This is a genomic window from Acetobacterium paludosum, from assembly GCF_008086595.1.
GTDB classification, from domain to species: Bacteria; Bacillota; Clostridia; order Eubacteriales; family Eubacteriaceae; genus Acetobacterium; species Acetobacterium paludosum.
On the sequence record NZ_RXYA01000004.1, the window covers coordinates 223,150 to 236,929 of the forward strand.

The window sequence follows — 13,780 nt, forward strand, 5'->3', positions numbered from 1 at the left end:
TTTTGTCTTGTTTTGTTTTTTTAATAGCTGTTTCGTATATAATTTCATACTATAAATACATTAACAATAAACTTAAATCAATGAAGGATCATATTCAATATTAAATATTTTTTTGTTTCATTCCATTGTATATTTTCTCAGCTGTAATCGGCAATTCTCTCACCTTTACCCGAACCCCATTAAATACCGCATTGGCAATGGCAGGTGCTGGTGTATTTATGACAACTTCTCCAATTGACTTGGCTCCAAAAGGTCCTGTCGGTTCATAGCTGCTTTCAAAGCCAACCCGAATCCTGCCTACATCCAGTCTGGTTGGAATTTTATACTGCATCAATGAATTACTGAAATTCCTTCCGCTTTCTCCATAAGTAATATCCTCGTAAAGAGCCATTCCAATCCCCTGAGCAATTCCGCCTTCTGTCTGAAGGCGAACAAGATTGGTATTAATCACCGTACCACAATCTACAACCGCCACATAATCAATCAAATCAATTTTTCCCGTTTCTTTATCAATCTCAACTTCTGCCATACCTACCACAAAAGGCGGTGGTGATACTGGTGAACAAAATAACTCTGTTGCCGATAATTCCTTGTCCGATCCAACTGCAACTGTAAGATCTTTTAAATTGATTGACTCCTTTGCATCGACCTGATATACCCTGGCGCCATCAAATTCGACATCCTCAATAGCGCATCCCAGTTGCCGAGCCCCTTTGTCCCGAATCTTTTCCACCAGTGTTTCACAGGTATTAACGACTGCATTCCCGGTTACATAGGTTGTGCTTGAAGCATACGAGCCTGAGTCATATGGCGAAACATCGGTATCAACGCCACTTACCGTAATATCATCTACCGAACAGTGCAGACACTCCGCCGCTATTTGAGCCAGTATCGTATCACAGCCAGTTCCCATATCCGTCGCTCCGATTTTCATATCATAAAGACCCGCTGCATTTACCTTAATTAGAACCCCCGCCGTATCAACATTGGCAATACCGGAACCCTGCATCGCCATGGAAACCCCGACACTCCGAACCTTGCCGTTTTTTAAATTGATACGTGGATATTTTTCATCCCAGCCAATCATTTCCTTTGCCTTTGCCATACAGCGATCCAATGCGCAGCTGTTTAATGTTTCGCCGTAATAGGCTGGCATCACAGCGCCTTCCCTGACCATATTAATTTCTCTGATTTGTACCGGATCCATTCCCATTTTTTCAGCCAATTCGTTGACCGCGGATTCCAACGCAAAGATCCCCTGAGTCGCTCCGTAACCCCGATAGGCGCCGGCCGACATCACATTGGTATAGACAACGTCATATCTGAAGTGGTAGGCTTCGACTTTCCCATAAAGCGGAAGGGATTTATGCCCGGATAAACCTACCGTCGTGGGTCCATGCTCTCCGTAGGCACCGGTATTTGAAAGGGTAATCATGTCGATTCCTTTGATGATACCATTCTTATCCGCCCCGATCCTTACCTTGATTTCGTTCTCGTGTCTCGGTGAAGAGGCAATGAAACTCTCTCTCCTCGTATAGACAATCAGAGCCGGTTTGCCTGTCTTCACCGTCACGATAGCCGGATACACCTCCGTTACCGCTGTCTGTTTAGCTCCAAAACCTCCTCCGATTCTCGGCTTTATCACCCGAATCCGGGATTCCGGCAGTTCAAGGGCATTGGACAGGATTCTTTTCACATGAAAAGGAATCTGCGTAGATGTCACACAAGTGAGCTTCCCGGTCTCGTCCAGATAGGTAAAGGTCCGAGAAGTTTCCATCGTCACCTGCTGATTAGCCTTCGTATGATAAGTTTGTTCAATGATCCAGTCGCAACCGCCGATAATTTCATCAACGTCGCCATGCTTTTCTTCCCCACTGGCACAAAGGTTTCTTTTGTTGTCAGCTCCCACATTGCACAGACTTCTCCAGTTCTGTTCCGGATGAATAAGCACTTCGTTATCTTTCGCACATCTGAAATCCAGAATTGGCTCTAAAATATCATATTTTACTTTTATCCGCCTAAGTGCTTTATCAACAGTCTTCTCGTTATCCCCTGCCACGATTGCCACCGCATCTCCGATAAAACGCACTTTTTCATCCAAAATGAGCCGATCGTAAGGGCTCGGTTCAGGAAATGTCTGACCTGCCAGCGTAAAGCGTTTATCCGGTACATCTTTGTAGGTTAGAACACATTCAATTCCGGAAAGCTTCATTGCTGATTCGGTCTTTATTTCTTTAATTAGCGCATGGGCATAAGGACTTCTTAGAATTTTTACAACGAGACAATCCTTTGGCGCGATATCCTGTGTGTAAACAGGCTGGCCGGTTACCAATGACATGGCATCCTTCTTTCTGACCGGCTGATTAACTGATCTCATTTTTTTGTGCTCCCTTCTGATTGAGATAGCGTTTAATTGCGCGAAGCTGTCCCATATATCCGCTACAGCGACACAAATTACCGCTTAAATACTCGCTGATTTCTCTATCGGAAGGGTTTTTAAGCTCTTTTACCATCGTAAGAACACTGATCACCAGCCCAGGACTGCAAAACCCGCATTGTTCCGCGCCCTGATCTGCCAGAAATCCGCCAAACTCTTTGGCCTCTTCCTGAAGACCTTCCAGGGTAATCACATGTTTTCCATCGGCTCTTGCCACCAGTGTTGAACATGACAACACCAGCTTACTGTCCATTAATACCGTACACAAACCGCAATTTGAAGTCTCACAGCCGCGTTTAACGCTGTAACAGCCATGATCCCTGAGAAAATCCAATAAGATGGCATCGCCGTCTATTTCATCGGTTATTTTTTTATCATTAACCCATAACTTAATGATCATCTTTTAATACCTCTTTGACCCCTCTTTTGATATAGACATAAGCAAGATATTCCCGGTATTCTTTGCTTGCCCGCATATTGCTTCCATAACTGAACTGGCCTTTTGCCCAGTCTGCAAATTCTGCAATTTCTTCTTGTGAAGGATTTTGTTCCGATAAACATCCTGATTTTTGAATCAGCTTTGCTTTCATCGGTCTCGCCCCAACCGCGACAAATATATTGTTTTTTTTCTTTGCAACAGCCACTGCGATCAGTGGAAAATCCATTTTCGCATTGCGTTGTGATTGATAAGATACTTTTCTGCTGTCCTTTTTTATAAGGATGCGAACCAGAATATCATTATCATATTTCTTTTTCGCAAATTCTTTTAGCGATATAATTCCGCCTTTGAAAAGCTCCACATAACAGTCAAGAACCATCAAACAAGTCAGTACATCAGAGAAACCATATCGGCCATAAATACTCCCTCCAACCGTAGCACCATTGCGAAATTGCACCCCAACGATATGATAAACAGCTTCCTTCAGGGCTCCCTGGCATTCATTATTCAAGCCTTCATGAAGCTCTAAATCTCTGAGTGTACACATACTGCCTATTCTGAATTCATCATCCGTCTCTTCAATTTTATTTAAGCCCAACCCCGATAAATCAATGGCGTTTTGAATTTTCCGGTTACCCATTTTAAGCCACATGAATCCGCCAATCACGACATTTGTTCGTTTTTGATTAAGTTGATACGCTTCCGCCAAAGTTTTTACTTTAACAAAATTATTTATTGTTATCATGGCATCCTCCTAAACTATTATCCGAGAAAAGTCTTCTTTATGTGTTTACCCTATTTTATTATGCTTAATAAATTTTAAAAGAAATCATTTAAAAACCTCGTGGCTGATGTCTTATCTTCCATCAACCACGAGGTTTTCCGTTTCAAAACAGACTCGTTTTTTATTTATCATTATCGTTCAATTATTTTCATTCAAAAGTATCTTTTCAAATTCACTTGCCGTTATTGGTTTATAAAAATAGTACCCCTGAATTTCATCACAGCCATTATCTTTCAAAAAGATAAATTGTTCCTTTGTTTCCACCCCCTCTGCCAGCACCTTTAAGCCATTTTGATTGGCAAGTGTAATGATGGCTTTGGCAATATTTCCATTGTCTCTTTCAGGATAATTTTTTATAAACTCCCGATCAATTTTCAATTTGTCAAAATTAATTGTTTTCAGGTATTTTAATGAAGAATATCCCGTTCCGAAATCATCAATGGACACCTTCACACCCAACTCTTTTATTTTGTCCAATTTAGATTTTATGCTATCGATGTTTTTTACCAGAATACCTTCTGTTACTTCAACTTCTAATAATTCGGCCGGCAATTCATATTTTTTTAGCAATTGTTTTATCACTTCAATAAAATCAGCTTTTTTAAACTGAACCGGAGAAAGATTAACCGCAACCACCAGTCTTCGATTCGTTAATTCCAGCCATTTTTTATTCTGTTTAATCGCTTCTTCTAAAACCCAGTCACCGATGGGAATAATTAAATCAGTTTTTTCCGCTACTGGAATAAATTGCGCCGGCCCAACACTTCCCAGTTCATCATTGTTCCACCTCAGCAATGCTTCCATGCCAATAATTTTTTTGGTTCCTGCCACTACCTGAGGCTGGTAGTTTAAACTCAGTTCATTCTTTTTCAAGGCACTTCTTAAGTGGGTTTCAAGTTTCAGATTTTCTAAATAACTATGCGTAATTTCCTTTTCATAGTGAACAAAGGTATTGCCGCCTGTTTGAATGGCATAATTTTTGGCTATGTTTGCAAATTCAATCAATTTTTCCACATCAGCACTATGCTCTTGAAAGATCGAAATACCAATGGCGATATCTAAATATATTTTTTTATCTTCTATCTCAATCGATTCCTGTAGAAACAATGTTAGTTTATTGATAAAATGATCGAGTTTCAGTTTGTCCCGGCTGTTTACCCGAGCAATGACAAACTGCTCTCTGCCGATCTTTCCGACCAGATCCTCCTTACTTAAGAATGTTTTAATGCGGTTCGAGGCTTCTTTTATCATTCCAACTCCGCATTTCTTTCCCAAATTATCATTGAGAGTATTGAAGTTAGTAATTTCTATGATAATCAGGGCGAACTCATCAAATTTTTTAATGAGTTCTTTCATGTTTTCTTCAAATTTAAGTTGCGTTGGAAGTTCGGTGATTTCATCATAATTTTTAATTTTATTAATGGTTTCCTCGGTTATTTTGGTACTTGTAAGGTCCTCGAAAACCTCCAGATAATTAATTAATTCATGGCTTTTACTGTCAAACACTTTAGAAATGGTTATATAGCGAGGGTATGTTGTGCCGTCTTTTTTTTCATCGATAATTTCGCCCTCCCAGTTTTCATTCTCATTTACGGTATTTTGTATCGTCTCATATAGCAAAATCAACTTTTCGTTTCTTTTGAATTCACTCGTTTTTCTTCCTATTACGTCGATTTCCGAATACCCGGTTATCTTTGAAAACGATTCATTTACATAAACGATGCGTGCTTCCTCATCCATAATTATAATTCCTTCTTTGGAATTTTTGAATATACTATCTGTTAATTTTTCTCTTTCACTGGCTTCTTTTTTTTGCACTAAAAGCCAGGCGGCGATCAGGCTGATGACAAAAAAAACGAATGCCAATATGGTTGAACCCACAGCAATCATTCTATTATCTTCATTATTTAAGATTTCTAATCCATTCAAGGGAACATACTCAACTAATGTCCAATGAATATCATGATATGTGTTCAAAGGAAAAATTGATATAAAATAATAAAGATTTATTTTATCATCAAAATAACCCGATTCATTATTTTGAATTCTATCAAAAAGATCTGGCTGTTCTTGTCTAAATGAAACAGCTTCTTTATTATCGTACATAAATGCAAAATTTCTGTCGGCTTTATCGCTTAATAAATAATAACCATCCTCATTCAACAAAATTGTTTTCATGCCGATGGTATTGATCGAATCATTTTCTATTTTATTTAAAAAAACCTGTGCCCGATAGTCCAGTACCAATATCCCTTTTCTCTCATTATTTTCATTAAACAGCGGTATAACAAATCGAATAATCGGTTTTTTCGGTTCGTCGATTACATTATTATTAACGCTTAAATCTAAAGGGGATATATAATTCTCGTCTTGATTTAGCTTCATTCCTTCCTGAAAATAGTCTTGATCCCCTTTATACTGTAAGTCACTATCCTGCACTGCCTGGGAATTTTCATTTTCATAGTTCACTTTTATTTCTTCAAAACCATCGATATTAATAATTCGAATGGAATTATACGTTTTTTTATTGATTATCATATTTGAAAACATTCTTTTAATCTCATTGCTGTTTTCAACCATGCTATTGTCATGAATATAGTCTTTTAATTCACTTGAATTAGAAATAATATCTCCATCTGAACTGATTGCATTAAAAATTGATTCTGCATCAGTGCCCACAATTTCAGCATTATGCACTTGCTTGATATTTATAATGCTTTTTTCGTTATTAATATTCAAATTGATATAGGCAAAAGCCAAAACGATTATAATAATAACTATCGGCACAAAAATCATGACAAAATTTTTAAAGACCCGATATTTACGGTTGTTTTTTGTATTCATCATAATTATCGCCTCCCAATCATTAGCATCATTATACTAGAGGTTTTTCCACGATGCAATCGGTATCAAATGTAATTTTTTGATACGATCTATATTAAAATTCGTTCTTCTATTTGTGGTTTTGATTCCTAGTCAAATCGCTATTATTTTAAAAAAAACATCCATCAGGCAACTGATGAATGTCTCTTTTGATTATTAATATTTAGTTTTGATTGCACCCTGCAAGGCTAATTATTATAGTCTGTCACTTTATAGATTGACAGTTACTTCTTCATGCACTTCAGCAGTATCGATCTGGTTGATCTGACAAAAATGATCTAAAAAGTCTTTTGCCAATTGAGCTTCCGGTGAATTTTCTTTTAACTCAACCAAAGCACGCAAAATCCGAATTGCCTGATCATCATTCAAATAACGGAATAAACCTGATCCCCATTGAACCACATCTTTTTTATTAGGATTGGTGTAATAACTCCAAAATTTCATTTTCTGGGCTTCTTCAAGGGTCAGCTTAATTTTGTACTCAGATTGTGTTGACACATATCCGGGATTATCATCATCACCTTCAAAAATATCATCAATTAAAAATGCACCGAAAATAATCCGTTCTTCTTCTTTCGTTGAAGGAAGTCTGGTGGTAAGTAAAGCCAAGCTGTTGTACTGCACATTTTTTAGTTTCTTGGGCTTGCCCTTGTTTTCACCATATTGCACTTTTCCAGCCGACGCTTTCCAATTTTTCAGCATCTGGCTTTCGTAACAAAATGAGCATTCATCAACAGCCATTAAACCATCCAATTCTTCTCTGGTCATTTTTTCATTATGGTATTTCTGACAATTGCTTTCTTCATCACTGCACGAAACGAGATGTTTCTTTTCGATATTATATTGGATTACCGCATCACTGCAAACTCCATTATAACCAATTTGTGCCAGTGATTCTCCGCCATTGCAATAATTACATTTAAAAGCAAGATTACGTCGATCATTCGTTTTTTTCTTTACTTTCGATGTTTTTTTATGTAGTTTTGCATTAAATCTCTCTTGAATTTTTCTTGCTTCTTCTGTTTTTTCTATCAGTTCCCGTTCTTCTTTTTCTTTTAGTTCTTGTTCTTCCTTAATTTTTATGACCTTATTAACTTTTATGGAAATAACAGAATCCTGGAGATTTAAGAAATCTCTAAATGCCTCTGGATAGACAAATTTCTTTTCAAAAGTGTCAAATGAAACAGTAATATAACCATTGGTCAAATCCGTAATCGTACCATCACCAAAAATTTTATGTGAAACTGCTGCATTTAATAGTTCAGTCATATTTTCACTCCTTGCTATTTTTATTTTCTAAATCATCTTCTTAATCACCCGGTACAAATCAGTTAATAGAAGTATTTTGAGCAATCTTAAAGAGCTTCTTTATTAATAATTCTGATTGAGCGTTGACTTAAAGTGTTTATAATCTTAATTATACGCCAAAAAAGAATAAATTTCAAATAAACTTCTTTTCTTTTCTTTGATATTGGAGTATTATAGAAAGTTACAATTGTTTATCGAATTAAGCCGTGCAATCTTTATTAACCGCAAGACCTACGTTTTTCGTGTTTTTCTGTGGTTTACAGGCAATCCTGACTCATTGACTTCCTACACAAAAAAAAACACATGGCGGTATTAAAACCTGCATATGTTTCTTTGAAAAAATAGTAAACATTTAAGATTTGCACAAAATCATCCCTGCTCTCGGATCTTATCACTTTCTTTTTTTAAATTTTCAACAATTTTATAATCAGTCATATTTAATTGTCCTAATATAATAGATGGTTTGAATTTTCCATGGAAATCACTCCCCGAAGTTACAATTAAATTGTGTTTATTACAATACTCTACGTACTTTTTTGTTTCCTCTTCAGTATGCGTTGTATAGTAAGCTTCTACCCCTGAAATTCCCTGTTTTACCAAATCATCAATAAATTCGGTATTATTAAAATCCACTTCCATTTGCTTGTATCCGGGATGCGCCAAAATCGCAACTCCGCCGCTCTGATGAACAGCATCAATAAACTCTTTGGTTTCTGGTATATAATTAGGCGAAAAGAATGGTTTTCCACAAACTAATAATTGGCTGACAAATTCAAGCACCGGATTTTCACATTTTTCTTTATACTCAATCACAAAAGGGTTTCTACTATTTCGGTCATCTTTAAAAATCGCGTATGACACAGCAGATGGCAAAGGCGGATTATCTTTGCAAAATTCATAAGCATTTTTTTCGTCAATATAGAATCCATGCTCTTCCAATAATTCAATTTGAGCTTTCAACCACCTTTTCCGGTCTCCTTGAACTTTGCCGATAATTTTTGACACGGCAGAATTGTCCAGCTCTATATAGTACGCCAGCATATGTACCGGTTTATCTTTATTTCTACAAAAAACCTCTGTTCCAGAAATTACTTCCACACCCAGCCGTTTTCCCCAGAACATTGCATTTTTCACTTCTCCGATTGAATCGTGATCCGTAATTGCCAACGTCGTAACATTTTCTTTGACTGCAAGCCTGATTATTTCTTCTCCAGACAGCTCTCCGTCACCACTTGCCCGTGAATGAACATGCAGATCTAACTTTCCCATAATTCCCTCCTCTTTCGATTTTTTCTTTATTATCCAGAATGGCACTTCTCAAAATTTATTTATTATTATTTTAAACATATTATTGTTTTAATATCATGTCAATACTGAAATTTTTTTCATTGGATATAAAATAAGAATACCTTCAATTCATTCTTATGGTATTTCTTACAGAAACAACTTATTATTTTATAGATGTCTCTCAATAAAAATAAATTCTCTTTTTAAAAATAAAATTAATTTTGGAAAGCCTTGACATATACCGATATGATATAATAGATATAGTTAAGAAATAAATGTTAGGAGGTTTTAAAAATGGCCTTAAGATACTCTAGTAAAGTGATTGATGGGAAACTGAATATACGACATGATTATATTCAAACTGAAGGTGGAGATTTTCAAAAGCTGACCAAAAATTGGGTGATAAAAGCTTATGAAAAAGCTCAAGAATTAAACGATACTGAGTCAATGGAAAAACTGAAGAATTTGGAACTCGACGTTTGGATTCCTGGGGAAAATCATCAACCGGGAAAACACGTAAACTGGAGTTTGAAAGAAGAACTGTAAAATAGCAAACTTCATCAATCCGTAACTCAACCATGACGCCTGGTTGAAATAACTCGAAAGGAGCTAAAATAATGACTAAAGAAGAATTAATAACTATATTCAATACTGTTCAAAAAAAATTTGAAGATGAAATCAATGAAGACTATTTTCTTCAGCGACTAAAGCCTTATACAGATAGTGACGGATTTATTGAATACCATAAATTGGCAATGTTTGCCTACAATGAATCTTTGGCATCTTCAAAAGGTTTTCTCTTTGAAGTTCTGTCCGAAGTATTGGTCGATAAAGAATAAAACAGTGCCGCGATATTTTTAAATTTTGCATCCATTATATGCACTCTTTGTCGGCTAATAAACTAATTTCTGAATATTCTTACGGTACTTCTTTTCATCTATAACACCTCAATTCGACTTAATAATAAAATGCTTAAAAAAAAGCGGCGAACCCTTCACTGGCTCGCCGCCTTTTCACATTAGGAATGAAAAGAAAAAGAGATTTTTTTGTTGTGTACTGGTTGTGTACATCTACTATGATAATCATTGAAACTTTATGAAACCTTTTAATTATGTTAACAGTGGGTTAATTAAGGAACTGCTAAGATTGCCCAAAAGCGCTCTGCTACTAATCTAGATAGGTGTATATCATCACTTTCACCTGTATGTATTTACCTGAATATCAGCAATAATTCAACATCAGTATTGGGTTATGCAATTTTCTACGAGAAAGCGTCTCAAGTCAATTTTTTCTTCAAAATGAACATCACCATCACCGTCATTCTTGCCTCAGGCCTCTACGCAGTGATCTGGTTCTTGTCGGATCAGAGAGCCCGGGCGATGGCAAACCACAATAAATATGGCCGTGATGGTCAAACATTCAAATAATAATAATATCATGAAAACCTTTTTCATTAACTGTAACTACATATTAAATAGTATAGCAGTCTTATTTTATCAGCAGATCTAAAATACCCCTGTTAATCTCATTTGCAGACAGAGGTTTATAGTAATAATATCCCTGGATTTCATCACAGCCCTCATCCTTCAGAAAGGCAAGCTGGACTTCTGTCTCAACGCCTTCTGCAATAATTTTAAGTCCCAGTCTTTTGGCCAGATAAATCATTACTGCAATAACGGCTTCATCTTTAGAATTCACAGCGATTTCCTGAATAAACTTCATATCAATCTTAATTCGATCCACAGGCAAATCTTTTAACCGGCTCAGGGATGAAAACTCGGTTCCGAAATCATCGATGCTGATGGATACCCCCAGGTCTTTTAAGGCATGGAGAGATTTAATCACATATTTGGATTCTTTCATGACAATGCCTTCCGTGATTTCCAGTTCCAGATATCGGGGTGTCAGTCCGGTTTTTTCCAGAGCTGACTTAACGATGCTGTCAAGATAACCGCTTTGAAATTGTTTCACTGACAGATTAACCGCCATTTGCACCGGTTTGAACCCTCGATCCTGCCATTCTTTATTCTGGGCACAAGCGGTCAAAAGTACCCATTCTCCGATGCGGTTAATCAGTCCGCTTTCTTCAGCAATGGGGATGAACACTGCCGGGGAAATGATTCCAAATTCCGGGTGCTTCCACCGGATCAGGGCTTCAAAACCAATAATCTCCTGGCTGGAGACACGGACCTGGGGTTGATATTGAAGAAACAACTCGTTTCTTTCCAGAGCCTGATGCAGAGCGTTTGAAAGCAGCATTCGCTTCTGAACATCTTCTTTCATATCCTCTGAACAGAAAATAGCCTGATTTTTTCCATTTTTCTTGGCATCATACATGGCCAGATCTGCATTTTTAATGAGCTCCTGCACCGTTTCTCCATCTTCCGGATAAACCGCTATCCCGGCACTGGCAGTGATATAAAAATCCTGCTCTTCCATGGTAACCGGTTGATGAAAAACTTCCATCATTATATTGGCCACATCCACCAGATCTTTCCGCTGGGATATCCGGGGAACCATGATCAGAAATTCATCTCCGCCAAACCGAGCTACTGTGTCGCATTTTCGTTTACAGACTGACAGACGATTTCCGATTTTGTTCAACAAATGATCCCCCCAATCATGACCCAGTGAATCATTGATTTCCTTAAATCCGTCAATATCAATAAAGACTACCCCCAGCGATTCCTCACTCCGTTTTGCCATGAGAATTGCCTGTTCCAGAAGCTTAACAAACAGAACACGATTGGGTAAATCAGTGAGGGGATCGTAATAAGCCAGCATCGACATTTTCTTCTCCGTTTCCACCTTAAATATTGCACTTGCCAGAATGTTGGCCAGTACTCTCAATGATTCAGAGTCATTGATATTCCAGTTCTTTTTCTGGCTGATCTGGTCAAATCTAAGAAATCCGATGACTCGGTCCTTACTCTGGATAGGAATACAAATCATAGCCTCCATGTTTTGTTTCCGAAATATTTCCTTTGCTGATGGCGGTAATGTATCCTTACTTCCTACATAAACGATGTTATTACTGATCAGCTGTTTTGTACTCCATGGAACAGTTGAAGTCTCATAGCTTTTTTCTTTGCCAACTATTGACCAACTCGGTTGACTGATGTCTCCCAGCCACTCATGGGTGTATCGTACGATTTTAAAATCACTTGTATACATACCCACAAAGGCGCGATCAGCTTTGATACATATTCCACTTCGCTTTAATAGATCGTCAACATATTTATTAAAATCTAAAGCAGTCACTAACAAAAACTTTGTTGATACTCCCGAAACTATTTTTTGAAATTCTTCCTGACTTTTGGTTTCTTCGAGTCGACTATCATAGATTTTAGTAACAAATAATGTTAAAATAATTCCGATAAAGTAACATACCAACCTCAGGATCTGAAAGTCCATTCCTATCTGAACCTTAAAAACAGGAATGCTTATCCAGTAAACAATCCCCATTAACAGACTTGTCACCGAAATACCAACAAATATTTTTTTACTATTTAAAACAATCGTTAATAAAATAATGAATATGGGTGCCGTCCAACTGATATTACTGTACCGACTATTGATATAAGTGAGCATCATACATGGTAATAAAATCATCATCAAAACTGCCAGTAGGGTGTCCTGAGTTGATAAAGACTTAACCAAATACGGGATTAAATAAATACCAGCTGATATCATTACCATTAGAAAGCTTAAACTAATTCCGACTGTTTGTATCGTTGAATCGTTGATCTGAACTATAAAGTTAATAATACTGATTATTGCAATTAACATGCTGAAATGCTTAAAAAAATCAATTCGTGTTTGTACACTGAGAACGACCCCTTTATAATATTCATTCAAATTTTCTTTTGAATGCATTAATCCAAGTTTGTAAATGCTATAAAAAATAGTTCCTACTGGGATCGCACTTGCAATTGGTGCCAGAGAGGGAATTTGAAAAGGAAAGAAGCAATTTGCTATAGCATCCGTAAAGGACCCCAAAAGCAATGCTGCACTAAAGGAAACTAATAAATTCCGCGCCATTTTTTTATTTGTCAGACTCCTTGTATTTCGATACCAGCGGATGAGTAAACTACATGTTGCCAATGAAAAACTCAGGTAGTAGATATAAAAAAAGATATCCAGTCCATTATTGACCGTAGTTATTGTCCAGCCTACTACTTCCGAATGAATCCATTGAATTCGCAACATTTCTGTTGGCGTGCAAAAACCAAAGAAAATCACATTTAGAACTGCTGGCATATAAAGGACAAGTATCAGGAGCGGTTGTTTCTTTTTTTGACTCCAACTTGATTCGGTTAAAACAATGATAAAATGCAAAACCAGACTATAAGCCACACCCCAACCCAATACCGATATTTTACGAAAGAGCAATGCTTCTTCATAGAACCTGGCTGAATTGCTTGCCGCATATGCAAATCCCCACCAGGCTAAACTAAGACAAAGCAACGCAAACACATGATTGAGCCTCGTCTTCTTGTTTATGGCAAGCGTATGCGCCCCAACCATAAAATTGAAAACAAATGAGACATAAAGTAATACTGAAATCAAATTTTTTAGTATCATTTTTGCTCCTTTAAAGATGTAGATTCATCAGCAGAATTCTTTCTCATCAATTGGCATG

The 13,780-nt window shown here is 37.1% G+C and carries 9 protein-coding genes; 2 read left to right on the top strand and 7 right to left on the bottom strand.

The features are described from left to right. Positions 1-100: 100 nt before the first annotated feature. The 6 genes from FZC41_RS06125 to FZC41_RS06150 form a co-directional block, all read right to left on the bottom strand. On the bottom strand, positions 101-2,377 hold the full coding sequence (locus FZC41_RS06125; protein ID WP_148566515.1) for a xanthine dehydrogenase family protein molybdopterin-binding subunit: 2,277 nt from the start codon (positions 2,375-2,377) through the stop codon (positions 101-103). Beyond that, positions 2,364-2,837, bottom strand: a complete 474-nt coding sequence (locus FZC41_RS06130; RefSeq protein WP_148566516.1) for a (2Fe-2S)-binding protein — start codon at positions 2,835-2,837, stop codon at positions 2,364-2,366. Before FZC41_RS06130 ends, FZC41_RS06125 begins: the two co-directional genes overlap by 14 nt. Further along, complete coding sequence (locus FZC41_RS06135) at positions 2,827-3,621, bottom strand: FAD binding domain-containing protein (protein ID WP_148566517.1); 795 nt, start codon at positions 3,619-3,621, stop codon at positions 2,827-2,829. The genes FZC41_RS06130 and FZC41_RS06135 overlap by 11 nt, the downstream gene beginning before the upstream one ends. Positions 3,622-3,798: 177 nt before the next feature. After that, positions 3,799-6,507, bottom strand: coding sequence for a putative bifunctional diguanylate cyclase/phosphodiesterase (locus FZC41_RS06140; protein ID WP_148566518.1), 2,709 nt, complete (start codon positions 6,505-6,507; stop codon positions 3,799-3,801). A 246-nt stretch (positions 6,508-6,753) separates the two neighbouring features. Beyond that, the gene (locus FZC41_RS06145; RefSeq protein ID WP_148566519.1) at positions 6,754-7,812 is read right to left on the bottom strand and encodes a hypothetical protein; all 1,059 of its coding nucleotides are present in this window, start codon (positions 7,810-7,812) and stop codon (positions 6,754-6,756) included. A 408-nt stretch (positions 7,813-8,220) separates the two neighbouring features. Next, the gene (locus FZC41_RS06150; RefSeq protein ID WP_148566520.1) at positions 8,221-9,120 is read right to left on the bottom strand and encodes a PHP domain-containing protein; all 900 of its coding nucleotides are present in this window, start codon (positions 9,118-9,120) and stop codon (positions 8,221-8,223) included. A gap of 312 nt (positions 9,121-9,432) precedes the next feature. Here FZC41_RS06150 and FZC41_RS06155 point away from each other — a divergent pair, with 312 nt between their 5' ends. After that, positions 9,433-9,684: a hypothetical protein gene (locus FZC41_RS06155; protein ID WP_148566521.1), complete on the top strand. Its 252-nt coding sequence runs from the start codon at positions 9,433-9,435 to the stop codon at positions 9,682-9,684. Between the two features lie 71 nt (positions 9,685-9,755). Further along, the gene (locus FZC41_RS06160; RefSeq protein ID WP_148566522.1) at positions 9,756-9,977 is read left to right on the top strand and encodes a hypothetical protein; all 222 of its coding nucleotides are present in this window, start codon (positions 9,756-9,758) and stop codon (positions 9,975-9,977) included. Positions 9,978-10,626: 649 nt separating this feature from the next. On the opposite strand, the gene FZC41_RS06165 is transcribed toward FZC41_RS06160, so the two are convergent. Beyond that, the gene (locus FZC41_RS06165; RefSeq protein WP_148566523.1) at positions 10,627-13,722 is read right to left on the bottom strand and encodes an EAL domain-containing protein; all 3,096 of its coding nucleotides are present in this window, start codon (positions 13,720-13,722) and stop codon (positions 10,627-10,629) included. Positions 13,723-13,780: the final 58 nt, after the last annotated feature.

Coding starts and splice junctions, on each gene's coding strand:
- FZC41_RS06125 (WP_148566515.1), bottom strand. CDS start 2,377: ATGAGATCAGTTAATCAGCCGGTCAGAAAGAAGGATGCCATGTCATTG.
- FZC41_RS06130 (WP_148566516.1), bottom strand. CDS start 2,837: ATGATCATTAAGTTATGGGTTAATGATAAAAAAATAACCGATGAAATA.
- FZC41_RS06135 (WP_148566517.1), bottom strand. CDS start 3,621: ATGATAACAATAAATAATTTTGTTAAAGTAAAAACTTTGGCGGAAGCG.
- FZC41_RS06140 (WP_148566518.1), bottom strand. CDS start 6,507: ATGATGAATACAAAAAACAACCGTAAATATCGGGTCTTTAAAAATTTT.
- FZC41_RS06145 (WP_148566519.1), bottom strand. CDS start 7,812: ATGACTGAACTATTAAATGCAGCAGTTTCACATAAAATTTTTGGTGAT.
- FZC41_RS06150 (WP_148566520.1), bottom strand. CDS start 9,120: ATGGGAAAGTTAGATCTGCATGTTCATTCACGGGCAAGTGGTGACGGA.
- FZC41_RS06155 (WP_148566521.1), top strand. CDS start 9,433: ATGGCCTTAAGATACTCTAGTAAAGTGATTGATGGGAAACTGAATATA.
- FZC41_RS06160 (WP_148566522.1), top strand. CDS start 9,756: ATGACTAAAGAAGAATTAATAACTATATTCAATACTGTTCAAAAAAAA.
- FZC41_RS06165 (WP_148566523.1), bottom strand. CDS start 13,722: ATGATACTAAAAAATTTGATTTCAGTATTACTTTATGTCTCATTTGTT.